Origin of the sequence: Croceicoccus pelagius, from assembly GCF_001661915.1 — a bacterium.
GTDB classification, from domain to species: domain Bacteria; phylum Pseudomonadota; class Alphaproteobacteria; order Sphingomonadales; family Sphingomonadaceae; genus Croceicoccus; species Croceicoccus pelagius.
Map to the genome: position 1 here is coordinate 225,393 of NZ_LYWY01000039.1, position 26,120 is coordinate 251,512.

The 26,120-nt window shown below is 64.1% G+C and carries 29 protein-coding genes; 21 read left to right on the top strand and 8 right to left on the bottom strand.

The genetic code is table 11. The features are described 5' to 3' along the window. Window positions 1-7: 7 nt before the first annotated feature. Window positions 8-595 carry a hypothetical protein gene (locus tag A9D15_RS12470; protein WP_156521772.1) on the top strand — a complete coding sequence of 196 codons (588 nt, stop codon included), beginning with the start codon at window positions 8-10 and terminating at the stop codon, window positions 593-595. 45 nt (window positions 596-640) lie between these two features. On the opposite strand, the gene accC is transcribed toward A9D15_RS12470, so the two are convergent. The 3 genes from accC to A9D15_RS12485 all read right to left on the bottom strand — a co-directional run bounded on the left by accC (window position 641) and on the right by A9D15_RS12485 (window position 3,014). Next, window positions 641-1,987 carry an acetyl-CoA carboxylase biotin carboxylase subunit gene (gene accC / locus A9D15_RS12475; protein WP_066765469.1) on the bottom strand — a complete coding sequence of 449 codons (1,347 nt, stop codon included), beginning with the start codon at window positions 1,985-1,987 and terminating at the stop codon, window positions 641-643. Window positions 1,988-2,000: 13 nt separating this feature from the next. Then, entirely contained in the window at window positions 2,001-2,495 is a 495-nt protein-coding gene (gene accB, locus A9D15_RS12480) for an acetyl-CoA carboxylase biotin carboxyl carrier protein (protein WP_066765475.1), read from the bottom strand. 105 nt (window positions 2,496-2,600) lie between these two features. After that, complete coding sequence (locus A9D15_RS12485; protein ID WP_066765476.1) at window positions 2,601-3,014, bottom strand: holin family protein; 414 nt, start codon at window positions 3,012-3,014, stop codon at window positions 2,601-2,603. A gap of 113 nt (window positions 3,015-3,127) precedes the next feature. Here A9D15_RS12485 and A9D15_RS12490 point away from each other — a divergent pair, with 113 nt between their 5' ends. The 4 genes from A9D15_RS12490 (at window position 3,128) to maiA (ending at window position 7,150) form a co-directional block, all read left to right on the top strand. Then, complete coding sequence (locus tag A9D15_RS12490) at window positions 3,128-3,715, top strand: GNAT family N-acetyltransferase (RefSeq protein WP_066765477.1); 588 nt, start codon at window positions 3,128-3,130, stop codon at window positions 3,713-3,715. A gap of 185 nt (window positions 3,716-3,900) precedes the next feature. After that, entirely contained in the window at window positions 3,901-5,184 is a 1,284-nt protein-coding gene (gene hmgA / locus A9D15_RS12495; RefSeq protein WP_066765480.1) for a homogentisate 1,2-dioxygenase, read from the top strand. 29 nt (window positions 5,185-5,213) lie between these two features. Then, entirely contained in the window at window positions 5,214-6,509 is a 1,296-nt protein-coding gene (gene fahA, locus A9D15_RS12500) for a fumarylacetoacetase (protein WP_066766098.1), read from the top strand. Then, window positions 6,509-7,150 carry a maleylacetoacetate isomerase gene (maiA, locus tag A9D15_RS12505; RefSeq protein ID WP_066765482.1) on the top strand — a complete coding sequence of 214 codons (642 nt, stop codon included), beginning with the start codon at window positions 6,509-6,511 and terminating at the stop codon, window positions 7,148-7,150. The genes fahA and maiA overlap by 1 nt, the downstream gene beginning before the upstream one ends. Here the strand turns inward: maiA and A9D15_RS12510 are convergent. Beyond that, entirely contained in the window at window positions 7,147-8,040 is an 894-nt protein-coding gene (locus tag A9D15_RS12510) for a LysR family transcriptional regulator (protein ID WP_172807527.1), read from the bottom strand. The genes maiA and A9D15_RS12510 overlap by 4 nt on opposite strands. Before the next feature lie 111 nt (window positions 8,041-8,151). Here A9D15_RS12510 and A9D15_RS12515 point away from each other — a divergent pair, with 111 nt between their 5' ends. The 10 genes from A9D15_RS12515 to A9D15_RS12560 all read left to right on the top strand — a co-directional run bounded on the left by A9D15_RS12515 (window position 8,152) and on the right by A9D15_RS12560 (window position 17,342). Further along, on the top strand, window positions 8,152-9,264 hold the full coding sequence (locus A9D15_RS12515) for an S-(hydroxymethyl)glutathione dehydrogenase/class III alcohol dehydrogenase (protein ID WP_066765484.1): 1,113 nt from the start codon (window positions 8,152-8,154) through the stop codon (window positions 9,262-9,264). Window positions 9,265-9,335: 71 nt separating this feature from the next. Beyond that, the gene (locus A9D15_RS12520; protein WP_066765486.1) at window positions 9,336-9,719 is read left to right on the top strand and encodes a VOC family protein; all 384 of its coding nucleotides are present in this window, start codon (window positions 9,336-9,338) and stop codon (window positions 9,717-9,719) included. A gap of 87 nt (window positions 9,720-9,806) precedes the next feature. Further along, window positions 9,807-10,184: a VOC family protein gene (locus A9D15_RS12525; RefSeq protein WP_066765488.1), complete on the top strand. Its 378-nt coding sequence runs from the start codon at window positions 9,807-9,809 to the stop codon at window positions 10,182-10,184. A gap of 4 nt (window positions 10,185-10,188) precedes the next feature. After that, the gene (gene fghA, locus A9D15_RS12530) at window positions 10,189-11,028 is read left to right on the top strand and encodes an S-formylglutathione hydrolase (protein WP_066765490.1); all 840 of its coding nucleotides are present in this window, start codon (window positions 10,189-10,191) and stop codon (window positions 11,026-11,028) included. Continuing rightward, a complete protein-coding gene (locus A9D15_RS12535) occupies window positions 11,001-11,429 on the top strand; it encodes a ketosteroid isomerase-related protein (protein ID WP_066765492.1) in 429 nt (142 codons plus the stop codon). Before fghA ends, A9D15_RS12535 begins: the two co-directional genes overlap by 28 nt. A gap of 4 nt (window positions 11,430-11,433) precedes the next feature. After that, entirely contained in the window at window positions 11,434-11,850 is a 417-nt protein-coding gene (locus A9D15_RS12540) for an NAD(P)H-dependent oxidoreductase subunit E (protein WP_066765494.1), read from the top strand. Further along, window positions 11,847-13,385 (top strand): NADH-ubiquinone oxidoreductase-F iron-sulfur binding region domain-containing protein, encoded by a 1,539-nt coding sequence (locus tag A9D15_RS12545; RefSeq protein WP_066765496.1) that lies wholly within the window; start codon window positions 11,847-11,849, stop codon window positions 13,383-13,385. The genes A9D15_RS12540 and A9D15_RS12545 overlap by 4 nt, the downstream gene beginning before the upstream one ends. After that, window positions 13,382-14,197: a formate dehydrogenase accessory sulfurtransferase FdhD gene (gene fdhD, locus A9D15_RS12550; protein ID WP_066765498.1), complete on the top strand. Its 816-nt coding sequence runs from the start codon at window positions 13,382-13,384 to the stop codon at window positions 14,195-14,197. The genes A9D15_RS12545 and fdhD overlap by 4 nt, the downstream gene beginning before the upstream one ends. Next, a complete protein-coding gene (gene fdhF / locus A9D15_RS12555; protein ID WP_066765500.1) occupies window positions 14,197-17,052 on the top strand; it encodes a formate dehydrogenase subunit alpha in 2,856 nt (951 codons plus the stop codon). The genes fdhD and fdhF overlap by 1 nt, the downstream gene beginning before the upstream one ends. Beyond that, a complete protein-coding gene (locus A9D15_RS12560) occupies window positions 17,049-17,342 on the top strand; it encodes a formate dehydrogenase subunit delta (protein WP_066765505.1) in 294 nt (97 codons plus the stop codon). The genes fdhF and A9D15_RS12560 overlap by 4 nt, the downstream gene beginning before the upstream one ends. On the opposite strand, the gene A9D15_RS12565 is transcribed toward A9D15_RS12560, so the two are convergent. Then, window positions 17,339-17,665 (bottom strand): PilZ domain-containing protein, encoded by a 327-nt coding sequence (locus A9D15_RS12565; RefSeq protein ID WP_066765507.1) that lies wholly within the window; start codon window positions 17,663-17,665, stop codon window positions 17,339-17,341. The genes A9D15_RS12560 and A9D15_RS12565 overlap by 4 nt on opposite strands. Before the next feature lie 203 nt (window positions 17,666-17,868). Between A9D15_RS12565 and A9D15_RS12570 the strand changes: the two genes are divergently transcribed. From A9D15_RS12570 to A9D15_RS12590, 5 genes are all read left to right on the top strand, one after another. Further along, window positions 17,869-18,381, top strand: coding sequence for a hypothetical protein (locus A9D15_RS12570; RefSeq protein ID WP_066765509.1), 513 nt, complete (start codon window positions 17,869-17,871; stop codon window positions 18,379-18,381). Between the two features lie 19 nt (window positions 18,382-18,400). Further along, complete coding sequence (locus A9D15_RS12575) at window positions 18,401-19,198, top strand: cytochrome b/b6 domain-containing protein (protein ID WP_373283470.1); 798 nt, start codon at window positions 18,401-18,403, stop codon at window positions 19,196-19,198. After that, window positions 19,195-19,944, top strand: coding sequence for a molybdopterin-dependent oxidoreductase (locus tag A9D15_RS12580; RefSeq protein ID WP_066765513.1), 750 nt, complete (start codon window positions 19,195-19,197; stop codon window positions 19,942-19,944). The genes A9D15_RS12575 and A9D15_RS12580 overlap by 4 nt, the downstream gene beginning before the upstream one ends. Before the next feature lie 10 nt (window positions 19,945-19,954). Then, window positions 19,955-20,521, top strand: coding sequence for a nucleotidyltransferase family protein (locus tag A9D15_RS12585; RefSeq protein ID WP_066765516.1), 567 nt, complete (start codon window positions 19,955-19,957; stop codon window positions 20,519-20,521). 332 nt (window positions 20,522-20,853) lie between these two features. Beyond that, window positions 20,854-21,642, top strand: a complete 789-nt coding sequence (locus A9D15_RS12590) for a DUF2189 domain-containing protein (RefSeq protein ID WP_066765518.1) — start codon at window positions 20,854-20,856, stop codon at window positions 21,640-21,642. 16 nt (window positions 21,643-21,658) lie between these two features. Here A9D15_RS12590 and A9D15_RS12595 read toward each other — a convergent pair whose 3' ends face one another. Then, complete coding sequence (locus tag A9D15_RS12595) at window positions 21,659-23,281, bottom strand: Mur ligase family protein (RefSeq protein ID WP_082924450.1); 1,623 nt, start codon at window positions 23,279-23,281, stop codon at window positions 21,659-21,661. Further along, a complete protein-coding gene (locus tag A9D15_RS12600) occupies window positions 23,278-24,042 on the bottom strand; it encodes an alpha/beta fold hydrolase (RefSeq protein WP_066765519.1) in 765 nt (254 codons plus the stop codon). The genes A9D15_RS12595 and A9D15_RS12600 overlap by 4 nt, the downstream gene beginning before the upstream one ends. Before the next feature lie 92 nt (window positions 24,043-24,134). Here A9D15_RS12600 and A9D15_RS12605 point away from each other — a divergent pair, with 92 nt between their 5' ends. After that, window positions 24,135-25,292 (top strand): D-alanine--D-alanine ligase, encoded by a 1,158-nt coding sequence (locus tag A9D15_RS12605; protein WP_066765521.1) that lies wholly within the window; start codon window positions 24,135-24,137, stop codon window positions 25,290-25,292. Here A9D15_RS12605 and A9D15_RS12610 read toward each other — a convergent pair. After that, window positions 25,289-26,080 carry an SDR family NAD(P)-dependent oxidoreductase gene (locus A9D15_RS12610; RefSeq protein ID WP_342341731.1) on the bottom strand — a complete coding sequence of 264 codons (792 nt, stop codon included), beginning with the start codon at window positions 26,078-26,080 and terminating at the stop codon, window positions 25,289-25,291. The genes A9D15_RS12605 and A9D15_RS12610 overlap by 4 nt on opposite strands. Window positions 26,081-26,120: the final 40 nt, after the last annotated feature.

Below are 26,120 nucleotides of genomic sequence, written 5' to 3' on the forward strand. Positions count from 1 at the left end.
GCTTCCCATGCGGAACCGCGCTTTCCTTTTGGTCATTACCCTGGCGCTCGCGGCGTGCAGCGAGGAACCGCGTGATGCGCAGGTCTCTGCCCCGCGTCAGGCGATGATGGACGGCATGCCGGCAGATGCGCGGGGTCTGCGCAAGGTTGCGACGTTCGATGCCGACGTACTGGTGCTGAGCCGCCGTAACTATGGCGGATTGTTCGGCGATACATTCTCGGACTACTCGCCCGTCGATCTGGCAGTCGCGTGGAGCGAGGGCGCAAGGGCCGAAGTGCACTCGCAGATCAAGATCCGACAGTCGGGCCGGTTCTACTACTGGCGGGCGGGCGGGGACGCATGGCAGGATCCGCGTGTGCGCCGCTTCGGCAAGCATTCGGCCAACTGGCACCTCATTCCCGCTGACGAGGCGATCGCGAGGAAGATCGACGGGATCGGCGAGAACGACGTCGTCGGCCTCAAAGGCTATCTGGTGGACATCGACGCGCCTGACGGTTCCCGTTGGCGCACTTCGCGTACCCGCAATGACCAAGGGGCCGGGGCGTGCGAGATCATCCTCGTGACCGAGGTGCGCGCCTATGATCAGGCGGCCTGACTTCTAGGGAAAAGCGTGCCGGAGCGGGTGGCTCCGAACAGGACCTCAGCCCCGCTCGGCAAGCCACTCCTCGAGCCACTTGATGGTGTAGTCGCCGTTCAGGAAGTCAGTTTGCCGGATCAGTTCCTGATGCAGCGGGATCGAGGTCTGCACGCCTTCGATCACCATCTCTTCCAGCGCGCGCTTGAGCCGCATGATGCAGCCTTCGCGGGTGCGGCCATAGACGATCAGCTTGGCGATCATCGAATCGTAATAGGGCGGGATGCGGTAACCCGCATAGAGCCCCGAATCGACGCGCACGTGCATGCCGCCAGCCGCGTGGTAGTTCTTCACCTCGCCCGGGCTGGGCGCGAAAGTGAAGGCGTTTTCCGCGTTGATGCGGCATTCGATCGCGTGGCCGGTGAAGCGCAGTTCGTCCTGTGTGACCGAAAGTGGCTTGCCGTCGGCGATACGAATCTGTTCGCGCACCAGGTCGACGCCCGTGATCGCTTCTGTCACGGGGTGTTCGACCTGCAGGCGGGTGTTCATCTCGATGAAGTAGAACTCGCCGTTTTCCCACAGGAACTCGATCGTGCCCGCGCCGCGATAGCCCATTTCGGCCATCGCATCGGCGCAGACCTTGCCCATGCGGTTGCGTTCTTCCTCGCTGATGACGGGCGAGGGTGCTTCTTCGAGAACCTTCTGGTGGCGGCGCTGCAACGAACAGTCGCGTTCGCCAAGGTGAATGGCATTGCCCTCACCGTCGCCGAAGACCTGGAATTCGATGTGGCGCGGGTTGCCGAGATACTTCTCGATATACACCGTCGCGTCGCCGAAAGCGGATTTCGCCTCGCTGCCGGCCTGCTTCATCAGGGTTTCGAGGTTTTCTTCGGCGTCGCAGACCTTCATGCCGCGGCCACCGCCGCCCGACGCGGCCTTGATGATGACCGGATAACCGATTTCGGCCGCAATCTTGCGGGCTTCGTCGTAATCCGAAACCGCACCGTCCGAACCCGGCACCAGCGGCAGGCCCAATTCGCCGGCCGACTTCTTGGCCGCGACCTTGTCGCCCATCGTGCGGATGTGTTCGGGCTTGGGCCCGATCCACTTGAGGCCGTGCGCCTCGACGATTTCGGCGAACTTCGCGTTTTCCGAAAGGAAGCCGTAGCCGGGGTGGATCGCATCGGCATTGGAGATTTCCGCTGCCGAGATGATCGCCGCCATGTTCAGATAGCTGTCGGTCGCCGAAGGCGGGCCGATGCAGACCGCCTGGTCGGCCAGCCGCACGTGCATGGCATCGGCGTCGGCGGTGGAGTGTACCGCCACCGTCTCGATGCCCATTTCATGCGCGGCGCGGTGGACACGCAGCGCGATCTCGCCGCGGTTGGCGATGAGAATGCGCGAGATTGCCATTGCTGGACCCCGCTCAGTCGATCACGACGAGCGGCTGGTCGAATTCGACCGGCTCGCCATTGTTGACGAGGATCTGGCTGATCGTGCCGGCCTTGGGGGCGGGGATCGCGTTCATGACCTTCATCGCTTCGACGATGAGAAGCGTTTCGCCGGCCTTCACCTTCTGGCCGACCGTGATGTAGTCGGGCGCGCCGGGTTCTGGGGCGAGATAGCAGGTGCCGACCATCGGCGACTTTACCGCATCGGCTGAAACCGCAGAGGCGGCGTCGGCTGCGGGCGCGGCGGCCGACGCAGGCGCGGCTGCGGGCGCAGCGGCCATGGGCATCGCGACGGGCGCAGCGGCAGCGGCAAGGGCCGCACGCGATACTTTGATCTTACGATCGCCGTCCTCGACCTCGATCTCGGTCAGGCCGGTTTCGGCCAACAGTTCGGCGAGTTCACGCACGAGTGCGCTGTCAACATTCATTCCGGCCGTGCGGCGGCCGGTGGGGGTCTTGGCTTCGCCCATGTAGTCCTCGGCTAAGCAGTTACAGGTTGCAGGCGGCGCTACGCGCAGCAGGAACCATTCGCAAGAGCAAAGGGCCAAGTTCCCCCAGCGGCAGGACGAGCGATCCTAGCGGTCGATGCCTTTGGCCTTACCCCACTGGCGGGCGACGGTGTAGCCGAGATAGCCGGTCCCGAAGAGCGCGTAGAGCGGTTCGGGCAGGCCGTTGAGGTAGCGGGTCATGCCGTCGGCGATGGCGAGTGCGGCTGTGGGATCGAAGGCGGCGACCAGTCCCATCGGGATGGCGAAGAGGATCATCGCGTACATCACGTAGAGAAAACCGGGGCGCGCCCTGCTGGTCCACGGATCGGCGGAATTGGCCTCTGCGACGATGGCGGAAAGGCGGGCCTCGACCATCTGCATCTCGTGCGTGCCTTCGAGCTTCAGGAGTTCGAGCTTGGCTCTCTCGCGGGCCTCCTTGTCGGGGATGACCTTGTCGATGATGCGGGTGATCGGGACGATGAGCGAATCGAGAACGGGCAAGGGGGACCTCCTGTTTCGGCGTTTTTCGATGAAGGTGCCACCAAGACCATTGCGCGCAGGCAGTAGGAAAATAAATTCGCGCGTTCAGGCAGGTAATTCGGGAAGGGCGCGTTTTGGCAGTTACGATCAGGTCGCTGACAGGGGAAGAGATCAAGGCGGCGATCCCTGCGCTTGCAGCGCTGCGCATCGCGGTCTTTGCTGAGTGGCCGTACCTTTACGACGGCGATCTCGCCTACGAGGAAGACTACTTGCGCGAATTCGCCGCCGCGCCGGATGCGGTGCTGGTTGCCGCGATGGATGGCGATCGGATCGTCGGCGCTGCCACGGCCTCGCCCATGGCGGCGCAGAAGGACGAGTTCCGGCGCCCGTTCGAGAAGCGCGGCCTTGCCACGCAGGACATGTTCTATTTCGGCGAATCCGTCCTGCTGCCCGAATATCGCGGGCAGGGCATCGGCCACGCCTTCTTCGACCACCGCGAGACGCAGGCGCGCAAGTGCAGTGCTAAGACCGCCTGCTTTGCCGCCGTGGTCCGGCCTGCCGACCATCCCGACCGTCCGGCCAATTACCGCCCGCTGGACGCGTTCTGGCAAGCGCGCGGCTATGAAAAAGTACCGGGATTCGAGACGGGTCTTGCCTGGAAGGACCATCGTGACGCCGCCGAGACGGAAAAGGCGATGCAATACTGGATGCGGGCGCTGTAATGCTTCGCATAAGCTGCCCTTAATTGCGTAAAATTGGCGGGTTATCGCGCTGAACTATGGGAGTGTGGTGGAATCCGTCGCAAAGGCGTTCAGATAAGGTGATAAACGTCTTGGCGAAATTGCTAGTGTAGGGTCCTGCTCGAAAAGAGCCGTGCGATTCAGCGCGGTGCAGGAGGCGAGGACGAATGAACCAATACCAGACAGGGTTCGGCAACGAATTCCAGACCGAGGCGGTGAAGGGAGCGTTGCCCGTCGGTCGCAATAGTCCCCAAAAGCCTGCCTTCGGTCTTTATGCCGAACAGTTCTCGACCAGCGCCTTCACGATGGCCCGCGCCGAGAACAAGCGCAGCTGGTTCTATCGCATGCGCCCGACCACCGCGCACGGCGCGTTCGAGCCGCTGGACACGATGCTGCGCGTGTCGAGTGCGCCTTTTCCCGATGCCAGCCCCAACCGCTATCGCTGGGATCCGCTGCCCATGCCAGAGGCGGCGACCGACTGGCTCGAAGGCCTCGTCACTTATGGCGGCAATGGCGATGTCGGCACCGGTGCTGGGATCGCGGTGCACATGTATGCCGCGAACCGGTCGATGGAGCGGCGGGTTTTCCAGTCGAGCGACGGCGAACTGCTGATCGTTCCGCAACTCGGCACTCTGCACATCGATACCGAAATGGGTCGCATGGACGTGCCGCCGGGGCACATCGCGGTCATCCCGCGCGGCTTGCGCTTTGCCGTGCGGCTCAGCGAACCTTCGCGCGGCTACGTCTGCGAAAACTATGGTTCGCCCTTCCGCCTGCCCGACCTTGGGCCTATCGGCGCGAATGGCCTCGCCAATCCTCGCGATTTCGAAACGCCGGTCGCCTGGTTCGAGGATGTGGACCGCGATTTCGAGTGGGTGCAGAAGTTCCAGGGCAAGTTCTGGCGCACTGTGCTCGACCACTCGCCGTTCGATGTCGTCGCGTGGCACGGCAATACCGTGCCCTACCGCTATGACCTTGCGCGCTTCAACACGATCGGTTCGGTCAGCTTCGATCACCCCGATCCCTCGATCTTCACCGTCCTGACTTCACCCAGCGAGACTGCCGGAACCGCGAACTGCGATTTCGTGATTTTTCCGCCGCGCTGGATGGTGGCCGAGGATACTTTTCGCCCCCCGTGGTTTCATCGTAACGTGATGAGCGAATTTATGGGACTGGTGCAGGGTGTCTATGATGCCAAGGAAGGCGGGGGCTTCGTGCCCGGCGGTGCCAGCCTGCACAACCAGATGAACGGTCACGGCCCCGATGCGGAAAGCACCAGGCGGGCCATGCAGACAGCGCTGCGGCCCCAGAAGATCGCCGATACCATGGCCTTCATGTTCGAAAGCCGCTGGGTCATCCGGCCCACGCCTTTCGCGCTGACCAGCCCGACGCTGCAGGACGACTACGACACCTGCTGGAAGGGCTTCAGGAAGGCGCAACTGCCGCGGTGATGCGCGGCTTCGCAGAGATAACGACAAGGATGCAAATGCTCGACCATACCCACGACGCCCAAGCCACGAGCTGGGTCGAAAGCGCCAACCGACACGCTGATTTTCCCGTCCAGAATCTGCCGCTCGGCATATTCTCGCCCAAGGGAGAGAAAGACTTGCGGGGCGGCGTCGCGATCGGCGACAAGATCCTGTGCCTGCGTGGCGCGGCGAGCGTGCTTTCTGGCAAGGCGGCAGAAGCGGCAAAGCTGGCCGATGCGGCTTCGCTCAACGCGCTGTTCGCAGAAGGCAACGCGATGGCCGATACGCTGCGGCTGGGCCTGTTCGAACTGTTGACCGACGCGAACAAGGCGGACATTGCGGGCAGGATGCTGTTCGCGGCGGACGAATGCGATTTGTTCGTTCCGTTCCACGTCGGCGACTACACCGATTTCTACACCGGGATAGAGCATGCCAAGAACATCGGCGCGCTGTTCCGGCCCGACAATCCGCTGCTGCCGAACTACAAGTACGTGCCGATCGGCTATCACGGGCGCAGTTCCTCGATCCGGGCAAGCGGTGCCGACGTGATCCGCCCCTCGGGCCAGACCCGCCCGGTAGATGGCGAGACCCCGCCGTTCCAGCCAAGCGCGCGGCTCGACTACGAAATGGAAATGGCGATCTGGACCAGCGGGTCGAACGATCTTGGCAAGCCGGTGCCGATCGCTGAGGCGGGGAGCCACATCGCGGGTCTGTCGATCCTCAACGACTGGTCGGCGCGCGATCTGCAGGCGTGGGAATACCAGCCGCTCGGGCCCTTTCTTGCCAAGAACTTCCTGTCCACCGTATCGCCGTGGATCGTGACGAGCGCGGCGCTCGCCCCCTTCCGCACGGCGCAGCCGGACCGACCCGAGGGCGATCCGAAGCCGCTCGATTACCTTTGGGACGACACCGATCAGAAGTCGGGTGCATACGCGATTTCGATGGAAGTGCTGCTCAGCACCGCGAAGATGCGCGAGGCGGGGATGGAGCCGCATCGCCTGAGCAAGGGGCCGATGACGGCGATGTACTGGACGGCGGCGCAGCTTGTCGCGCACCACACGGTCAACGGCTGCAACCTTCAGCCGGGCGACCTGCTTGGCACCGGCACACTGTCAGGGCCGGACGCGTCGAGCTTCGGTTCGCTGATTGAGCTGTCGGGCGGGGGCAAGAATCCCATCGAACTGCCGAACGGCGAGACTCGCACTTTCCTTGAAAACGGGGACGAGATCATCATGCGCGCGCACGGCGAGGCGCAAGGCGCACGCACAATCGGGTTTGGCGAGTGCCGGGGCCGGGTCGTCGGCTGATGACGCTCACGCTCCACGGCTACTGGCGTTCTGGTACCAGCTACCGCACGCGCATCGCGCTGAACCTGAAGGGTTTGGAATACGCGCAAGTCACGCACGACTTGCGCAAGGGCGAGCAGAAGAACGCAGCCTATACCGCGCTCGCGCCGCAGGGGCTGGTGCCGGCTCTGGAGATCGGTAACGGCGTGGTCCTGCCGCAGAGCGTCGCTATCCTCGAATGGCTGGAGGACACGCACCCCGAACCGCCGCTGCTGCCACGCGATGCGAACGAGCGGGCCATCGCCCGCGCCATGTGCGCCACGATCGGCAGCGACGTTCATCCGCTGAACAACCTGCGTATCCTTAAATACCTGAAGAACGAACTGGGGCAGGAGCAGGCGGCAGTCGATGCATGGGCGCGCCACTGGATCGCGGAAGGTTTTGCCGCCCTCGACACAATGATCGCGGCGCACGGGGCCGGCTATGCCTATGGCGCGACGCCGAGTTTGGTGGACTGCTACCTGGTGCCGCAGGTCTATTCGGCCGAGCGGTTCGGCAGCACGCTGTCGGCCTATCCGAACCTGATGGCAGCATACGAGAAGGCGGCAGCGCATCCCGCGATCGCGGCCGCGCATCCCGACAAGCAGCCGGACGCCGATTAGGCGTGCTGGAACTTGGCCGCTTCCAGCCTGTCCTGAAGTTTGGCGCGCAACAGCGCGACAAGGCCGCTGATCTTGGGTGAGAGGTGTCGCCGCGTGGGATAGATCGCCCAGATCGGCTCGTCCTCGGGCCGTTCGTTTTTCAGCACTTCCTGCAAGCGACCCGCCGCCAGATGCTCACGCACGTAGAAGGCGGGCAATTTGCACACGCCCATGCCTGCAAGGCAGGCGTCGACCACGGTCGTCCCGCTGTTGCAGTGCCAGCGCCCACGCGGACGGAAGGTCTGCCCGCGCCGGAAATGCCATTGCGTGGATGACCCGACCAGACAGTCGTGCGCGGTCAGTTCGGCAATCTCGCGCGGCTCCCCGTGCGAGGACAGGTAGTGGCGCGAGGCGACCGTCACCAGTTCGCGCTGGGCCACGCGGGTCGCGATCAGGCGCGAATCCTCGAGATGGCCGGTGCGCACGGCAAGGTCGTATCCACGGCTGACGATATCGACCACGTCGTTATCGAGATCGAGCGTGACGACGAGCGCGGGATGCTCCTGCGCGAACTCGCGCACCAGCGGGGCAACGAAACGTTCGCCCAGCGCATAGGAGCAAGTGAGCCGCAGCGCCCCGCGCGGCTGGCCCTGCGATGCGATACCCGCGATCGCCTCCTCCCGCTCGTCCACCAGCCGCTGGCACTGTTCGAGGAAGATGCGCCCCGTGTCGGTCAGAAACAGCGAGCGGGTCGTGCGGTTGAACAACTGCGTTTCCAGCCGCGCTTCCAGTCGGGCGACGGCGCGGCTCATGTGCGTGACCGAAGCGCCGAACGCTTTCGCGCCTGCGGTGAAGGACCCGGCCCGCGCCACAGCGACGAACTCTTCTATCCCGTCCCAGCCTCCGATCATTGATTATTGCCTCTGAGTGATAATGCTTTGCCAAAATCTCTGTTTATCACCGGATGGTGTGATTGCTAGAGCGACATCAAAGACATTCACGCATCCCCAAGGAGCATACCCATGAAAACCCGCGCCGCCGTCGCTTTCGAAGCGAAGAAGCCGCTCGAAATCGTCGAAGTCGATCTTGAAGGTCCGAAGGAAGGCGAAGTCCTTGTCGAGATCATGGCGACCGGCATCTGCCATACCGATGCCTACACGCTCGACGGGTTCGACAGCGAAGGCATCTTCCCCTCGATCCTCGGCCATGAAGGTGCTGGCATCGTGCGCGAAGTCGGCCCCGGCGTGACGAGTGTGAAGCCCGACGATCACGTGATCCCGCTCTACACCCCGGAATGCCGCCAGTGTAAGATGTGCCTGTCGGGCAAGACCAACTTGTGCAGCGCCATCCGCGAAACGCAGGGCAAGGGTGTGATGCCCGATGGCACCAGCCGCTTTTCCTATAAGGGCGAAACGATCTTCCACTACATGGGCTGCTCGACCTTTTCGAACTTCACGGTGCTTCCCGAAATCGCGGTGGCCAAGATCCGCAAGGATGCGCCGTTCAAGACCAGCTGTTACATCGGTTGCGGCGTGACGACGGGCGTTGGTGCGGTTACCAACACCGCCAAGGTGCAGGTCGGCGACAACGTCGTGATCTTCGGTCTGGGCGGGATCGGCCTCAACGTCATCCAGGGCGCTCGGCTCGCCGGCGCGAGCAAGATCATCGGCGTTGACATCAACCCCGACCGCGAGGAATGGGGCCGCAAGTTCGGCATGACCGACTTCCTCAACACCAAGGGCATGAGCCGCGAGGACATCGTCGCCAAGATCGTGATGATGACCGACGGCGGCGCGGACTACACCTTCGACGCCACCGGCAATACCGAAGTCATGCGGACTGCGCTGGAAGCCTGCCACAAAGGCTGGGGTACCAGCATCATCATCGGCGTGGCCGAAGCTGGCAAGACGATCGAGACCCGCCCGTTCCAGCTCGTCACCGGTCGCAACTGGCGCGGCACGGCGTTCGGCGGAGCCAAGGGCCGCACCGACGTTCCCAAGATCGTCGACATGTACATGACCGGCAAGATCGAGATCGACCCGATGATCACCCACGTCATGGGCCTGGAAGAGATCAATACCGCGTTCGACCTGATGCACGAGGGCAAATCGATCCGTTCGGTCGTCGTGTTCTAAAGTATTGGTAGTATGCGATCTGACGGTGCGTTTACGTATCGGCAGATCGAATAAACCAAAGGAGAGCGATCATGTTCAGTCACGTACACCTCGGCGCCAACGATGTTGAAAAGTCCCGCAAGTTTTATGACGCCATCATGGGCGCGCTTGGGGCCGGACCGGGTAAATTCGACGCGGAACGCAACCGCTACTTCTGGATGCACAACGGTACGATGCTGATCGTGGGCGAACCTCTTGACGGAGAAACCGCGACGCCCGGCAACGGCGTCACGATCGGCTTCACGGTCGAGAGCGAGGAAATGGGCCACAAGTGGTACCAGACCGCCTGCGCGAATGGCGGCGTCGGTATCGAGGAAGCCCCCGGCGTGCGCACCAAGATGGTGGGCGATCTGTTCCTCGCCTATGTCCGCGATCCCGACGGCAACAAGCTGTGCGCACTTAAAGCCATGGGTTAGGGGTATCCGCGCGGCAGTCGCTACGGGCCATCGCGCCCGCGGGCCTGCCGCGCGCACCCGTCCCGCATTTGTGAGGAAATCACCAAGATGTTCACCCACGTTTTCGTCGGCACCAACGACGTCCCCGGTTCCAAGACATTTTATGATGGCGTCATGCAGGCGCTCGGCCATGGTGAGGGCACGGTCATCAACGACGGCAAGGCGGTTCTCTATCGCGGCGATGCCGGCGCCTTCATCGTCGGCAATCCGCGCAACGGCCAGCCGGCAACGGCAGCGAACGGCGGCACCGTGGGTCTTTATGCGGCTGATCCGGCAGCGGTCGATGCGGCCTATGCTGCTGGCATAGCCAATGGCGGCACCGATGAAGGCGCGCCCGGCCCGCGCGAGGCGTTCCCCGGCAGCTACGGCGCCTACTTGATCGATCCGTCGGGCAACAAGCTGTGCCTGTGGCACGTGGCGGCCTGATCCCGTGACCATAGAAACCGTTTCGACGAACAAGGCCCACGGCGGCGTGCAGGGGGTGTACAAGCACACATCTGCCGCCACGGGGACCGAAATGACCTTTTCGGTCTTCGTGCCGGACCATGCGCCAAACGAGAAGCTGCCGGTGCTCTGGTACCTCTCGGGCCTGACCTGCACCCACGCCAACGTGACCGAGAAAGGCGAATACCGCGCGGCCTGTGCCGAACACGGCATAATCTTCGTCGCGCCCGATACCTCGCCGCGCGGTGACGATGTGCCTGACGACGAAGGCTACGACTTCGGCAAGGGCGCAGGATTCTACGTCGACGCGACCGAAGAACCTTGGGCGACGCATTTCAACATGCGCTCCTATATCGAGAGCGAGTTGCCCGAACTCGTCGCTGCAAACTTCCCCGCCGACATGGCGCGGCAGGGCATCACCGGCCATTCGATGGGCGGCCACGGCGCGTTGACGATTTCGCTTCGCAACCCGGGCCGCTTCAAGTCGACCAGCGCCTTTGCACCGATCGTCAGCCCGCTGAACTGCCCTTGGGGTGAAAAGGCACTGACCGGTTATATCGGCGCGCACAAGGCGGCGTGGCGCGAATACGATGCCTGCGCGCTGATCGAAGACGGTGCGCGCCTGCCCGACCTGCTGGTCGATCAGGGCACGTCGGACAATTTCCTTGCCGAACAGCTCAAGACCAATCTGCTCGAACAGGCGGTCGACGATGCGGAAATGAAGGCAATGATCCGCCTGCAGGAAGGGTACGATCATTCCTACTACTTCATCTCGACCTTCATGGCCGAACACGTCGCATGGCACGCCGAAAGGCTGAAGGCGTGACCGTCGCCGAGACGTTGGCCGCCTATTACGCGGCCTTCAACCGGCAGGATGCTGAAGGCATGCTGGCGCTGCTCGCCAACGATGTCGTCCACGAACCGAGCCAGGGCACTGCGCGACACGGCAAGCAGGCTTTCCGCGAATTCCTCGCCCACATGAACCGGTGTTATGCCGAGCAGGTCATCGATCCGGTGTTCCTGACAGGCGAAGACGCCTCGCGCGGCGCGGCGGAATTCATGCTGGACGGGCGTTATCTGGAAACGGACGAGGGCTTGCCGCCTGCCACGGGGCAGACCTACCGGCTGCGCGTCGGGGCGTTTTTCGCGCTTGAGAACGGCCTCATCACGCGGGTTTCGAACCACTACAACCTTGCGGACTGGACGCAGCAGGTTCAGTCTGCCTGACGTCATGGACCGGATCGACCAAATCGTCGCCCGCCACGTGGACCGTGAAGGCCCGCTGCTCCCCATCCTGCATGACGTGCAGGCGGAACTGGGGGCGATCGACACGGCCGCCGAAACCCGCATCGCGCACTTGCTGAACCTGACCCGCGCCGAAGTGCACGGGGTGGTCAGCTTCTATCACGACTTTCGTGCAGAGCAGGACTTGCGCCCCGTCGTGCAGGTCTGCCGTGCAGAGGCGTGTCAGGCCCGCGGGATCGAGGCAATGATGCCTGCCGTTGCCACAGCGGCTGGCGACAGGGTGCGGGTCGAGACGGTCTATTGCCTCGGCCTGTGCAGCGTCGGCCCCAATGCGCGGATCGGCGACGATCTCCACGCGCGGCTGAATGAGGCCGCACTGACGAAACTGGTGGAAGGCGCATGAGCACGGTCCGCATCTCCGACGATGCCGTCGCCCGCGCTTGCGGAGCGGACAAGGTCGTCGCGGCCTTCGACAAGCTGGGCTGGACGGTGGAGCGCGTGTCGAGCTGGGGCATGCACTGGCTCGAACCGCTGGTCGAAGTTAACGGCGTCGGCTGGGGGCCTGTGACGGTGGATCGCGTGGCAGAAATTGCCGAGGGCGGCGCGGACGACCTCTGCATCGGTCCTGTCGCGGCCCATCCCTTCATCGCCAGCCAGCAGCGCCTGACTTTTGCGCGGGCAGGGCGCACCCGTCCGCTCAGCCTCGATGACTATGTCGCGACTGGCGGCTGGGCAGGTCTTGACCGCGCCCGTGCCATCGGCAGCGAACAGGTGCTGGCCGAAATGGTGCAGTCCGGCCTTCGCGGACGCGGCGGTGCGGGGTTCCCTGCCGGTATAAAGTGGCAGACGGTCGCCAGGGCGGAAGGTGCCCGCAAGTACGTCGTGTGCAACGCCGACGAAGGAGACAGCGGCACGTTTGCGGATCGCATGGTCATGGAAGGCGATCCCTTCGCGCTTATCGAGGGCATGGCGATCTGCGCCTACGCGGTCGGCTCGGGACAGGGCTACGTCTACCTGCGTAGCGAATATCCCGACGCCATCGGCAAGCTGAACGCAGCGATCGACCTTGCCGCACCGCGCATCGCGCCGTTCCGCATCGAGGTTCGCGTCGGCGCGGGGGCCTATGTCTGCGGTGAGGAAACCTCGCTTCTCAACAGTCTTGAGGGCAAGCGCGGCGAAGTCCGCGCCAAGCCGCCGCTGCCAGCATTGCAGGGCCTGTTCGGTTGTCCGACGGTCGTGAACAATGTCCTGACGCTTGCCGCCGTGCCGCATATCCTGACCGAAGGCGGGGCGGTGCGTTACGAGAACCTGGGCATGGGCCGGTCCAAGGGTACGATGCCGATCCAGATCGCGGGCAACGTGCTGCACGGCGGGCTTTACGAAACGGCGTTCGGCGTCACCTTGCGCGAACTGGTCTACGACATCGGCGGCGGCACGGCATCGGGCAGGCCGGTGAAGGCCGTGCAGGTGGGCGGACCGCTGGGCGCCTATATCCACCCCGACCAGTTCGACATCGCATTCGACTACGAAACATATACTGCCGCCGACGCGCTGATCGGTCATGGCGGCATCGTGGTCTTCGACGATACCGCCGACATGGCATCGCTCGCCCGGTTCGCGATGAAGTTCTGCGCGGCGGAATCCTGCGGCAAGTGCACGCCTTGTCGCATCGGATCGGTGCGGGGCATGGAAATCATCGAGCGAATCCTTGCCGGAGGGCGTCAGGCCGATGCGGTCGAAAAGCTGCCCCAGATGCACAACGTGCGCGCGTCCCAGCGCAGCTTTGAAGAGCAGGTCGCACTGCTGGAGGACTTGTGCGAGACGATGAAGTTCGGCTCGCTCTGCGCGCTGGGCGGGTTCACGCCCTATCCGGTCCTGTCCGCGCTGCGCCACTGGCCGGAGGATTTCGGCCTTGCGAAACAGGCAGTTCCGGCATGAACGGCACCGAACTTGCCCGCGTGCAGCGGCTGGGGCTGGAGGCAGAAGGCGACGGCGAGCTTGTCCGCCCGCTCGCCATCGAAACGCCGGTCGCCATAGAATACAACGGTTTAGGCTATGCCGTGATGATGGCCACGCCTGATCGGCTGGAGGATTTCGCGCGGGGGTTCACCCTGTCCGAAGGGCTTGTCGACGCGGCCTCGAAGATCGAGGCGATCGACGTTCACGAAACCGTCGACGGCTGGATCGTGCGCATCGCGCTTCCGCAAGAGGCGATGGAGCCCGTGATCGCACGGGCGCGCACCCGCGTTTCGGAATCGAGCTGCGGCCTTTGCGGGATGGACAACATCGCCGAAGTCCTGCGGCCGATGCCGCGCATCACTGCACGCATCGAAACGACCCGCGAGGCTATCGCGGACGCGCTGCGCCGCCTGCACCATCACCAGCCCATGGGCCTGCGCACAGGGGCCATGCACGTGGCGGCGTTCTGTGCGGCGGACGGTTCGATCGTGCTGGCGGCAGAAGACGTCGGGCGGCACAACGCGCTCGACAAGCTGATCGGCTCAATGGCACGCGAAGGGCGCGATGCAGGCGCAGGCTTCATCCTGCTGTCGGCGCGGTGCAGCTTCGAACTTGTCGAGAAGACGGTGCGTGCCGGTTGCCCGCTGCTCGTCACCATATCCGCGCCGACCAGTCTTGCCGTCGACCGCGCGGCACAGGCAGGCCTTGCGCTCGTAGCCTTGGCACGGCGCGATTCCGCGCTCGTCTTCGGCGATCCGCAAGGCGTCCTGGCACTTGAGGGAGAGGCCTGATGGGATACGCGAAACAACCCGATTTCGGCACGCCCGCTGTCCGCAGCGACCGGACGGTCACGCTTTCCATCGACGGCCGCGAAGTCACCGTTCCCGAAGGCACCAGCGTCATGCGCGCTGCGGCCGAGATCGGGGGCGACATCCCGAAGCTGTGCGCGACCGACATGGTCAAGAGCTTCGGCTCCTGCCGCCTGTGCCTTGTCGAAGTCGAAGGGATGCGCGGTACGCCCGCGTCCTGCACCACGCCCGCAACCGAAGGCATGGTCGTGAAGACGCAGACACCGCGGCTGGAAAAGCTGCGGCGCTCGGTGATGGAGCTTTATATCTCCGACCATCCGCTCGATTGCCTGACGTGCAGTGCGAACAACGATTGCGAGCTTCAGGACGCGGCTGCCGACGTGGGCCTGCGCGATGTGCGATATGGCTATGACGGCGCGCATCATCTGGGGCAGGCGCCGGACCTGTCGAACCCCTATTTCCTCTTCGCACCGGACAAATGCATCGTCTGCTCGCGCTGCGTGCGCGCCTGTGACGAGGTGCAGGGTACGTTGGCCCTGACGGTCGACGGACGGGGCTTTGCATCCAAGATCAGCGCGGGCACGGCTGAGGACGATTTCCTGTCCAGCGAATGCGTGTCCTGCGGCGCCTGCGTGCAGGCCTGCCCCACATCCGCGCTCATGGAAAAGAGCGTGAAGGAGCACGGCAAGCCCGAACGCTCGGTCGTCACGACATGTGCCTACTGCGGTGTTGGCTGCACCTTCCGTGCAGAGATGCGGGGCGAACAGTTGGTCCGCATGGTGCCGTGGAAAGAGGGCAAGGCGAACCGCGGCCACTCCTGCGTGAAGGGCCGCTTCGCCTGGGGCTATGCCAACCACAAGGACCGGATCACGTCACCGATGATCCGCGATTCCATCGACGAGCCATGGCGCGAGGTCAGCTGGGCCGAGGCGATCAGCTATACCGCCGGACGCCTGAAGGACATCCGCGCGCAGCATGGCGCAAGGGCGCTGGGCGGCATCACCTCCAGCCGCTGCACCAACGAGGAGACATTCCTCGTCCAGAAGCTGGTGCGTGGCGGGTTCGGATCGAACAACGTCGATACCTGCGCGCGCGTCTGCCATTCGCCGACCGGTTACGGCCTGAAAACCACTTTCGGCACCAGCGCGGGAACGCAGGACTTCGACAGCGTCGAGCATAGCGACGTGATCCTCGTCATCGGCGCGAACCCGACCGACGCGCATCCCGTCTTCGCCAGCCGCATGAAGCGCCGCTTGCGTGAAGGCGCAAAGCTCATCGTGATCGACCCGCGCCGGATCGACCTCGTCCGCTCGCCGCATATCGAGGCGCAGTATCACCTGCCGCTGCAACCCGGCACCAACGTCGCGGTCCTGACCGCGATGGCGCATGTGATCGTGACCGAGGGGCTGGTAGATACGCAGTTCGTGGCTGAACGCTGCGAAGTCGACGCGTTCGAGGACTGGGCCCGCTTCGTCGCGGACGAGAGCCACAGCCCCGAGCGGCTGGAGCCTGTCACCCGCGTCCCTGCCGAAGAACTGCGCGCTGCCGCGCGGCTTTTCGCCACCGGCGGGAACGGCGCGATCTACTACGGTCTTGGCGTGACGGAACATTCGCAAGGGTCGAGCACGGTCATGGCCATCGCGAACCTCGCCATGGCGACCGGCAATATCGGCCGTCCCGGCGTCGGCGTGAACCCTCTGCGTGGGCAGAACAACGTGCAGGGCGCCTGCGACATGGGCTCCTTCCCGCACGAATTGTCGGGCTATCGGCACATCTCCGATGCCGAAACACGCGCGCTGTTCGAAAGCGACTGGGGCGTGACGCTGGATGCAGAACCGGGTCTGCGCATCAACAACATGCTCGACGCCGCGGTCGATGGCACGTTTCGCGCGATCTACATCCAGGGCGAGGACATTCTCCAGTCCGATCCCGATACGAAGCACGTCGCGGCGGGGCTCAAGGCGATGGACTGCGTCATCGTCCACGACCTGTTCCTCAACGAAACCGCGAACTACGCGCATGTTTTCCTGCCGGGTAGCACGTTCCTCGAAAAGGACGGCACGTTCACCAATGCCGAACGCCGCATCCAGCCGGTCCGCCGCGTCATGGACCCTGCCAACGGGTATGAGGATTGGCAGGTCACGCAGCTTCTGGCGAACGCGATGGGGCTTGGCTGGGACTATGGTCATGCCAGTGAAATCCTGGCCGAAATCGCCCGCCTGACGCCGACATTCGCCGGTGTCACGTGGGAGCGGCTATGCGAGGAAGGCTCGCTGCAATGGCCGGTGAACGAGGCCAATCCCGATGGCGCGCCGGTGATGCACGTTGACGGTTTCGTGAGGGGCAAGGGGCACTTCGTCGTTACCGAATACGTTCCGACGGACGAGAAAACCGGCCCGCGCTTCCCGCTGCTGCTGACCACCGGGCGCATCCTGTCTCAATACAATGTCGGCGCGCAGACGCGGCGCACGGCGAACACGGCTTGGCACCCCGAAGACCTGCTGGAAATGCACCCCACGGATGCCGAGAACCGCGGGCTGAACGATGGCGACTGGGTGCGCCTCGCCAGCCGCAAGGGCGAGACGACGCTGCGCATCAAGGTGACCGATCGTGTCGCGCCGGGGGTGGTATACACGACGTTCCACCACCCCGAAACGCAGGCGAACGTGGTGACGACGGACTTCTCCGACTGGGCCACGAACTGTCCCGAATACAAAGTGACGGCGGTGCAGGTCTCCGCCTCCAACGGGCCGACCGACTGGCAGGAAGACTACGCCGGCCTCGCCGAACGCTCCCGCCGCATCAGTCATGAGGCTGAGGGGGAGCCGGCGGAATGAGCGACACGCCCCATTCTGGTACTTTGGCCCGCCTGATCTACATGGCGAACCAGATCGCGCGCAATTTCTGCGCGCTCGACCATGATGCTGCCGCCACCGCCACCGCAGATCATATCGCGCAGTTCTGGGACCCGCGAATGAAGGCGGCGATTTCGGGCAAGGAGGCCGACCTGTCGGATGTTGCCGCACGGGCCTTTGCGATCTTGCACGAACAGGGCGAACCGGCTCCGCAGACGCGGGCGACGGTGTTCAACGATGCGGATGAAGGCGGGCGGTCAGACGCCGGTTAGCTCAGGCGCGGTTCCGCATCGGGGGCGAGCATACCGCGGGCATGGGCATCTTCGAGGTGATCGAGCAGGGCGCTGTGCAGCGGGCGGGTGAACGCAAGGCCGCAGAACGAACCGTATTGCCAGCGAACCTGCGCCGAAACGGGGGCAAGGTTGCCGATCGCGATCGACAGGCCCTTGCCGGGAGCCAGAAGCTCGACCCCGTTGCGCAAGCGGCAGCCCATTTCGGAGATGTCGATGACGGAAGTTTCGTACTCGGCACCGTCGTCGGTCCGGTATCCGGCGGGTATGCTGACCCGAGAGCGGGGATCATGGCGTGCGGTCATGCCCCCTCATAATGCGGGTACGCTTAACGTTTCCTCCCCCGGTTGCGGACAAATTAATGTGCAAAGTGTCCCCGAAATGCGTAGTTTCGCGCCGTTCCGGACAACTTTCGGATGCCTTGCGGCTGGCACCGCGCTGGTGCAGTGTGCCGATCCCTGCCGTACGGGCGTGGTGCCCTGCCGGCCATGATGGAAGGGGGTCTGTCATGCGTTACCTTGCCCTGATCACGACTTGCGCCGCTTTAGCGCTGTCCGCCTGCGGGCCTGCCGACGAACCGGCGGCCGAAGCGACTGTCGAAACGCCAGAAGAACAGGTGGCGGCGAGCCAGCCTGCAACTGACGAAACCGCCGATGCCAATTACGTGCCGGCCAAGCAGGTTGCCGACATCCCGATCGAGCGGGTCGAATTCGCCGATGGCGAGAAGGCGATCACGATCGAGGATTCTATCAAGGGCTACGAATCGATCGACTACGTGGTGAAATTGGCGGCGGGGCAGCCCCTTAACGTTTCGATGGCGACGCAGCACACCGCGACCTATTTCAACCTCATCGCACCGGGCGAGGAAGACGTTGCCTTCTTCATCGGTTCGACCGAGGGTAACCAATTCGAAGGTACGACCGAACTGGCAGGCGACTACCGCATAAGGGTCTACATGATGCGAAGCGCCGCCCGGCGCGAGGAGACTGCCGATTACCGCCTCGAGATCATCGCCGGATAAAGGATCGCCGCCCCGCGTGGTGAGGCGCCACCGCGCCTCCACGCGGGCGTGGCACTGGCTCAACGTCGTTGCCGTCTTCACCCTGCTGATGAGCGGGATGACGATCTTCAATGCTCACCCCCGGCTCTATTGGGGGCAGTACGGGGCGAACCCGGATCAGCCCTGGCTGCGGATATATGCAACGCGCGGGGGCGAGGGGTTTCTTCGTGTCGGGCCTCTCGAGGTGGAGACGACCGGCGTGCTGGGCGTTTGGGAAAAGGACGGGCGAACACAGACCCGCGCCTTTCCGCACTGGATGACGCTGCCGTCGAACTACAGCCTTGCCGAGGGGCGCAAATATCACTTCCTCGGCGCGTGGCTGCTGGCGATTGCTGGTACGCTCTACCTGCTGTGGTCGCTGGCGAACCGCCACGTCTGGCGGGATTTGCTGCCTCGGCGCAATGAGATCGCGCCGCGCCACTTGTGGCAGGACGTGAAGGACCATGCCCGGCTTCGCTTGCCGCGCGGCGAAGCGGCGGCGCGGTACAATCCGTTGCAGAAGCTGGCCTACCTGTCGGTCCTGTTCGTGATCCTGCCGGTCATGGTCCTGACGGGGCTGGGGATGAGCCCGATGATGAATGCCAGCTGGGGCTGGATCCTCGACCTGTTCGGCGGGCGGCAGTCGGCACGCTCGGTCCATTTCATCGCCGCTTGCCTGCTGGTTGCTTTTATCGTCGTTCACCTCGTCATGGTGGTGATCGCGGGACCGGTGAACGAGATCCGGTCGATGATCACGGGCCGCTTCCGCCTGCCGCCTGAAAAGGGAGACACGCCATGATCATCGGACGGCGCAAGCTGATCGCAGGGCTGGGCGCGGGGATCGCGCTGGGCGGGTGCCAGAAGATACTGGAAACCGAACCGGCGGACCGGCTGGCATCCTCGCTCGACCTGTTCACCCGCGATGCGCAGCGGCTGGTGACCGACCGGAACGCACTGGCCCGCGAATATGCGCCGGAAGAGCGCAGCCCCGAATTCCGCGCCAACGGGTCCCGCACGGTCGATACGCCCGAATATCGGCGGCATCTTGCGAATGGCTTTGCCGACTGGCGGCTTAGCGTGGGCGGCATGGTGGCAAGGCCTCTGTCGCTGTCCATTGCCGATCTTCAGCAGATGCCCGCCCGGACCCAGATCACGCGGCACGACTGCGTCGAGGGGTGGAGCGCGATCGGCCAGTGGACGGGCACGCCGCTTTCGCATCTCCTGCAACTCGCGCGGATCAACGGCAGGGCGCGCTATGTCCTGTTCCGCTGCGCCGACAGTTTCGGTGATACACCCTATTACGAATCGATCGACATGATCGAGGCGATGCACCCGCAGACGATCATGGCATGGCGCATGAACGGCCAGCCGCTGCCCGAACGCCACGGCGCACCGCTGCGCCTTCGGGTGGAGCGACAGCTTGGCTACAAGCACGCCAAATACGTGACCGGCATCGAGGTGATCGAGGATTTCCGCAGCATCGCGGGCGGGAAGGGCGGCTTCTGGGAAGACCGTGCGGGTTACCAGTGGTGGGCCGGCATCTGAGCGACGCGACGTGAGCCCTGACGAATTTCTGGCCCTTGCCCTGGAGAACCCGGTAAACCGCGTCCTTCTGGACAGGCTGCCCGCGTTCGGCCTTGCCGAATGCTACCTGACGGCGGGGTGCCTGTTCCAGACGGTGTGGAACCTGAAGTCGGGCCGCGATCCGCAATGGGGCATCAACGACTACGACGTGTTCTACTACGACGCCGCCGACCTCAGTTACGAGGCGGAGGACGAGGTCATCCGTCAGATCGACGCCGCGACCGCCGATCTGGGCGTAACCGTCGAGGTGCGCAACCAGGCGCGCGTGCATCTCTGGTACGCGGACCGTTTCGGCGGTGAATACCCTTCGTTGGCATCGTCGAGAGAGGCGATCGAACGATACCTTATCCCATGCACCTGCATCGGTATCGATGTCGCGACAGGCGAACTTTTCGCGCCCTACGGCCTCGACGAAACGGCGCGCGGGATTCTGCGGCCCAATCCGGTCAACTACAGGCCGGAGTTGTTCGCGAAAAAGGCGCAAAGCTACCGCGATCGGTGGGAATGGCTTGAAATCGACCCGGTTGATGATGGTTGATCATGAGGTTGCCGTATTTTTAATTTGAACGGGTGCCTCCTCGGAAGGCTGGGATCGACCCGCTGCCTTTCCTGCATCAGACCACGGCAACACCGCGCAGGGAGGCAGCCGCTGGGCGCAGCGCGCCGCGGCCGACCGCGCCGAACAGGCCCGCCGCGCCGATGCGCCCTGGGTGGGTTCGATCGGCAAGGACTGCGAAAAATACATGGAGCCGGCCGGCCCCGGAACGCCCGCCTGCTGGGTCATCAAGTGCCAGTGACGCCGCAGGCTTGAAGGCCCGCCGATCCTGATGCACCCTTGTCGCCGAAGCGACGCTTTGCGGGAGAGGTGTCATGACAACGGAATGCCGGGCGGGGCAGGCGCAGATCGCGCCGGTCGCGGTTGCCGACAACCTGACGATTGCAGATCTGGGCGCGGCGCTGGCTGCGGGGTGGCGGGACTTTATCGCTTATCCCGCGTACGGGCTGTTCTTTGCCGCGACTTATGTGGGGGCGGGGCTATTTCTCGCCTACGCGCTGATGGAATGGGACGCGGTCGCGTGGCTTATCCCGGCGGCGGCGGGCTTTCCATTGCTTGCGCCCTTTGTGGCGGTCGGTCTTTACGAGGTGAGCCGCAGGCGCGAGGCGGGAGAGACGCTGTCGTGGGGCGCGGTGCTGGGCGCACTTCGGGGCAGGGGTGACGAACAGATCCTGTCGATGGGCGTGATCGTTTTCGTCGCCTTCGGTTTCTGGCTCATGGTTGCCCACGGCATCTTCGCGGTGTTCCTGTCGGAATCGGGTATCGGCGGGGAATCGCTGGCGCTGTTCGCGACGCCTGCGGGCATGATGATGCTGGCCGTGGGCAGCGTTGTCGGCGCGGTCATGGCGCTGGCGTTCTATGCGATCACGGTATGCAGCCTACCGATGCTGGTCGACCGCGAAGTCGATTTTCTGACCGCGATCATCGTCAGCCTTGGCGTCATGCGGTCGAACGCATTCGTCATGCTGGCATGGGCTGTGCTGATCGCGGCGTTGCTGTTCGCGGCGATGATACCGGCGTTCCTCGGTCTGATGATCGTGTTGCCAGTGCTGGGCCACGCGACATGGCATCTCTATCGCCGCGTGGTGGCCGGACCCGATTGAGCCTGGCAAATCGGGATCAGAGCAGGCGGCGTTCTTCGAGAAGATCGGGCAGATCGTTTTCGTAAAGCACGACGTCTTCGGGCTTTGCCTCGACTTTCAAGGCGTCGCGCGCGTCGGCGAAGCTGGCGACCTCGATCGCGGTCTTGCCGTTGGCGGACAGCGCCGAGGTGAACGTGCCGATGCGCGACGGATTCACGGCATAGACCACGTCGGCAAGGCCTGCCGTATATTCGCCGAGACTTGCGTGAACGCGGTCATGCTCGATCCCCAGTTCGGCAATGCCGGGGGTGACGAGGATCGAGCGCCCGCCGCGCTGCTTTGCGAGTTCCGATGCGACCGCGACCGCGTTGCGAAAGCCTGCCTCGTTCGCGTTGTAGGCATCATCCAGCACCAGCGGCTGGCCGGGGCTTTCGCGCTTTTGCAGGCGGTGCGGGACCTGTTCGACATCGGGCGTTACGAGCGGAATGCGCGTCGCGATGGCGGGGTCGATGATCCACGCCGCCGCCACGGCCAGCGCCGAGTTGGTAACGTTGTGTTCGCCCAGCAGCGGCAGTTCGTATTCCAGTCTCGTGCCGCCAGCGCCCTCGCGCCGGTCTTCCAGAACGATCTTCCAGTCCGCCTCGACCAGCGCGGCAGAGATTATGCGGATGTCGGCGGTCTCTTCCGGTCCGACAGAGATGACCTTGCCCGGATAGTCGGCGCGCAGGATCCGGAACGGTTCGTAGTCCAGCACCTGCGTCGAAACGATCGCGGTGCCGCCGTTTTCGCATACGTCCTCGACCAGTTCGGACTTGGCCTGCGCGATGTTGTCGACCGATCCGAACCGTTCGGTATGCGCGTCGCCGATTGCGGTCACGATGCCGAAGTCGGGCTTCACGAAGTTGCAAAGGCGGTGGATCGACCCGATGCCGTATGCGCCCATTTCCGCGATGAAATAGCGGTGGCTCCACTGCAGCCGTTCGCGGATGTGGCGCGTGAGGCCCAGCACCGTGTTGATCGACCCGCGCGAATAGAACACCGGGCCGGACACGGCGAGAACCTCGGCGAAGATGTGCTTCGTCGTCGTCTTGCCGAAGCTGCCGGTGATGCCGATGCGCTTGGGGTTGAGGCGGGCGAGCTTGGCGCGCGCTTCTTCGATATAGCCTTGGTTGATCCGTTCCTGTGCCGGGGCGAGGATGCGGTTCGCAAGGATCAGCGTGAAGGGCAGCAGTTGCAGGGCGATGATGGCCCAGATGATGCCGATCAGCGCAAGCAGCACCAGCACCCCTGCAAACACCGCCGCCAGCTTGCGGATGCGGCGAACGCGTTCGGTCAGGACCAGCGGTTTCTTGTAACCGTAGCGGCTTTCCTTCCACGCGATCAAGCAGATCGCGGCAGACGCGGCGACGATGGCCGCGAACAGCAGCGCCCTGCCAAGTTCAAGCTGCGTGATCGCGATCGTCGCGATCAGCAGCGCCAGCAGCACGAGACTGGCGCGCACGTCGTAAAGCCGCACCCGCTTCACCGCGCCAAGGAAGCGCGAACCGTTGTATTCTTCCTGCTGGAAATAGGTCAGCAGTGTGTGGAGCCGCACCCATGTCAGCGCGCCGAGCGAGAAGATCATCGCGAAAAGCGCGATCGGCAGCATCAGTTCGCTCATGCGGCCTCTCCCGGGATCGTCACGGCTTCCTTGATGGCGAGCGCGATCTGGTGCCGCCCACGATCAAGGATCGAGATATGATCGTAATGCGGGCACTCGACATAAGTGCTGTTCGGAACGAGCGCGGCGATCTTCTTGCCGATTTCCGGCGGAGTCTCGGTATCGGCGCTGCCGTAGATCAGGGTCGTTTCGGTCGGGATGCGCGGCAGGTCCGCGCTCTGGTCCTCGGAGATGGTTGCGACGAAGATGTCGCGCATTCCGGTCTCCCGGCTCATGACATAGTCGGGGCTGCCGAATTTCTTTTCCAGCGCAATCAGGTCATCCTCGGTCTTCGCCTGCGCCTTCAGCCTCTGGAACTTGCGGCCGTTCCACTTGCGCTTCCACCGTTCCTTCGTGGTCACATTGCGCGGAACGCCCGCGCCCGCCACGATGACGAGATGATCGAGCATGCCCGGCGACTGCACGCCAAGCCGAAGCCCCACGCGCCCGCCGAAGCTGTGGCCGACCCACACACACTTCGAAATGCCGAGGTCGCCCACGATGTACCGTGCCATGTATTCGGCGTATTCCACCGTTCCCCATGCATCTTCGGGCCGCTCGGACTTGCCGTGGCCGGGAAGATCGAACAGGTAGGCATCGATCGACGGGGCAAGTGCCTCGGCAACGGGAATGAAATCGCGGTGCGACCGGCCCCAACCGTGGCCGAAGACCACCTTGGGCATGCCCGGCGTGCCGATCCTGATGTAGTGGGGAGGCTGCATGGCCCCCTTCTTACAGCGCGTGCGATGGCGCACAAGTTGACACCTGCGAGTCGCGCACAGGGTGCGACGAGCAAGCTGGGGAAAGTGGCGTAATGGCCCAAAAAAAACGGGTTGCAGTTCTGTTCGGCGGCGCAAGCCAGGAACATGACGTCTCCGTCGTGTCGGCGCACCAGCTGATGGATGCGGCCGACGTGCGCGGGATCGAGGTCGTGCCGGTCTATACCGACTTCGAGAACCGCTTTTTTTCCGCCCCCTTCCTGCGCGACATCCGCCGGTTCCGGCCCAAGCCTTCGGGCGCGCCCGAGGTCATCTTCTCGTGGTCGGAACGCGGGCCGGTGATGCGCGAGCGCAAGAGCCTCAACGAAACGCCGATCGATTGCGTCCTGCCGGTATTCCACGGGCCCTTCGGAGAGGACGGGCGGCTGCAAGGCCATTTCGAGTTGCTGGGCATTCCCGTCACCGGTTTTGCCGCAGGGTCGAGCGCGATGGCCATGCGCAAGGACGCGACCAAGGCCTTGGTGCGGCTGGCGGGCGTGAACGTGCTGGACCATGTCACTGCCAATCGCTCGAAGCTCGCCGATACTAAGGCGTTGATCGCGGAGGTCGAGGCGAAGTTCGGCTTTCCCACGATCGTGAAGCCTGCGAACCTCGGCTCGTCCATCGGTGTCGGCCTTGCCAGGACCGCGGCGGACCTGCCTGCGCTCGTCGCTTACGTGCTGGCGCAGGACAATCTCGCCATCATCGAACCGCAAGTGCAGAACCTTGTCGAATACAACATCGCGATGCGGTGGGACGAGGCGGCCCAGGAAGTGAAGTTCTCCGCCATCGAGCGGCCCAAGTCGGGCGCCGAACTGCTCGACTTCAAGGAAAAGTACCTGTCATCGGGCGGCGGCACCAAGGGTGCGTTCCTGCCGAGCGAGGGGATGCTCTCGCTTACCCGCGACATCAATCCCGACCTTCCGGCCGAGTTCAAGGCGACGATCCACGACTATGCCCGCCGCGCCTTCATGACGCTGGGCCATCGCGGCGCGCCGCGCATCGACTTCATGTCGAACAAGGCGACGGGCGAGATCTGGTTCAACGAGATCAACGCCATCCCCGGCTCCTACGGCTTCTTCCTGTGGGAAGCCGCCGAAGAGCCGAAGCTGTTTCCCGAACTGGTCGAGCACTTGGTGACAGAGGCTTTACGCGACACGGTGAAGCGGTTCGACGACCCCGTGCCGCAGGGCGCGTACCTGCTGCCGCGTTAAAGCGAGGAAACGAGGTGCCCGCCATCCACGGGGATGACGGCACCGGTCATGTAGGCCCCGAGATCGGAGGCAAGCAGCAGCATCGGTCCGTCGAGATCGGGCAGGTTGCCGAAACGCTGCATCGGAATACGGTTCAGCATGTCCTGACCCAGCGGGCTGTCGAGCAGGCCTTCCGTAATCTCGGTCGGGAAGTATCCGGGGGCCAGCGCATTCACCCGGATGCCGTAACGCGCCCATTCCAGCGCCAATTGCTTGGTCAGCTGCACCACCGCCGCCTTGCTCGCCGCATAGGCAGAAAGCGTCGGGCTTTGCCGAAAGCCCAGGATCGAGGCGGTGTTGACGATCGATCCGCCGATACCGTCATCCTTCATCGCCTGCGCACAGGCCTGCGCCATGGCGAAGACGCCGGTGAGGTTGACCGCGATGACTTTCTCGAACTCGGCAAGCTCCTGCTTGATCGCCATGCGCGCGCCATCGATTCCCGCGTTGTTGAGCAGGATTGTCGGCGTGCCCAGCGTTCCGGCGATCGAGGCGACGACGTTCTTGCACGAACCGGCATCGGCAACGTCGAGCGCAACCGCTTCTGCCTTCACGCCGCGCCCGCGCAACTCGTCTCGCAGCGCCTCCAGCCGGTCCACCCGCCGCGCGCAGAGCGCGACGTGAGCGCCGTGTTCGGCAAGGGTGAGGGCGAAGTGCGCGCCGATCCCGCTGGATGCGCCGGTGACGATGGCCGTGCGGCCCGAAAGATCGATATTCATGGGCGCATCGGGTGCAGTTTTCACCGCCACCTTGCAACTGCTTGTTAAACGAGGGACGAGCGGTTAGCCG

Excerpts from the sequence above, each read along its gene's own strand:
- fdhD (WP_066765498.1), top strand. The coding sequence starts at position 13,382 with ATGAACGGCACCGAACTTGCCCGCGTGCAGCGGCTGGGGCTGGAGGCA.
- A9D15_RS12510 (WP_172807527.1), bottom strand. The coding sequence starts at position 8,040 with ATGATCGGAGGCTGGGACGGGATAGAAGAGTTCGTCGCTGTGGCGCGG.
- A9D15_RS12535 (WP_066765492.1), top strand. The coding sequence starts at position 11,001 with ATGGCACGCCGAAAGGCTGAAGGCGTGACCGTCGCCGAGACGTTGGCC.
- fahA (WP_066766098.1), top strand. The coding sequence starts at position 5,214 with ATGCAAATGCTCGACCATACCCACGACGCCCAAGCCACGAGCTGGGTC.
- A9D15_RS12590 (WP_066765518.1), top strand. The coding sequence starts at position 20,854 with ATGACAACGGAATGCCGGGCGGGGCAGGCGCAGATCGCGCCGGTCGCG.
- A9D15_RS12595 (WP_082924450.1), bottom strand. The coding sequence starts at position 23,281 with ATGAGCGAACTGATGCTGCCGATCGCGCTTTTCGCGATGATCTTCTCG.
- hmgA (WP_066765480.1), top strand. The coding sequence starts at position 3,901 with ATGAACCAATACCAGACAGGGTTCGGCAACGAATTCCAGACCGAGGCG.
- A9D15_RS12570 (WP_066765509.1), top strand. The coding sequence starts at position 17,869 with ATGCGTTACCTTGCCCTGATCACGACTTGCGCCGCTTTAGCGCTGTCC.
- A9D15_RS12470 (WP_156521772.1), top strand. The coding sequence starts at position 8 with ATGCGGAACCGCGCTTTCCTTTTGGTCATTACCCTGGCGCTCGCGGCG.
- A9D15_RS12545 (WP_066765496.1), top strand. The coding sequence starts at position 11,847 with ATGAGCACGGTCCGCATCTCCGACGATGCCGTCGCCCGCGCTTGCGGA.
- maiA (WP_066765482.1), top strand. The coding sequence starts at position 6,509 with ATGACGCTCACGCTCCACGGCTACTGGCGTTCTGGTACCAGCTACCGC.
- A9D15_RS12520 (WP_066765486.1), top strand. The coding sequence starts at position 9,336 with ATGTTCAGTCACGTACACCTCGGCGCCAACGATGTTGAAAAGTCCCGC.
- A9D15_RS12560 (WP_066765505.1), top strand. The coding sequence starts at position 17,049 with ATGAGCGACACGCCCCATTCTGGTACTTTGGCCCGCCTGATCTACATG.
- A9D15_RS12580 (WP_066765513.1), top strand. The coding sequence starts at position 19,195 with ATGATCATCGGACGGCGCAAGCTGATCGCAGGGCTGGGCGCGGGGATC.
- accC (WP_066765469.1), bottom strand. The coding sequence starts at position 1,987 with ATGGCAATCTCGCGCATTCTCATCGCCAACCGCGGCGAGATCGCGCTG.
- A9D15_RS12525 (WP_066765488.1), top strand. The coding sequence starts at position 9,807 with ATGTTCACCCACGTTTTCGTCGGCACCAACGACGTCCCCGGTTCCAAG.
- A9D15_RS12515 (WP_066765484.1), top strand. The coding sequence starts at position 8,152 with ATGAAAACCCGCGCCGCCGTCGCTTTCGAAGCGAAGAAGCCGCTCGAA.
- A9D15_RS12565 (WP_066765507.1), bottom strand. The coding sequence starts at position 17,665 with ATGACCGCACGCCATGATCCCCGCTCTCGGGTCAGCATACCCGCCGGA.
- fdhF (WP_066765500.1), top strand. The coding sequence starts at position 14,197 with ATGGGATACGCGAAACAACCCGATTTCGGCACGCCCGCTGTCCGCAGC.
- A9D15_RS12600 (WP_066765519.1), bottom strand. The coding sequence starts at position 24,042 with ATGCAGCCTCCCCACTACATCAGGATCGGCACGCCGGGCATGCCCAAG.
- A9D15_RS12605 (WP_066765521.1), top strand. The coding sequence starts at position 24,135 with ATGGCCCAAAAAAAACGGGTTGCAGTTCTGTTCGGCGGCGCAAGCCAG.
- A9D15_RS12540 (WP_066765494.1), top strand. The coding sequence starts at position 11,434 with ATGGACCGGATCGACCAAATCGTCGCCCGCCACGTGGACCGTGAAGGC.
- accB (WP_066765475.1), bottom strand. The coding sequence starts at position 2,495 with ATGGGCGAAGCCAAGACCCCCACCGGCCGCCGCACGGCCGGAATGAAT.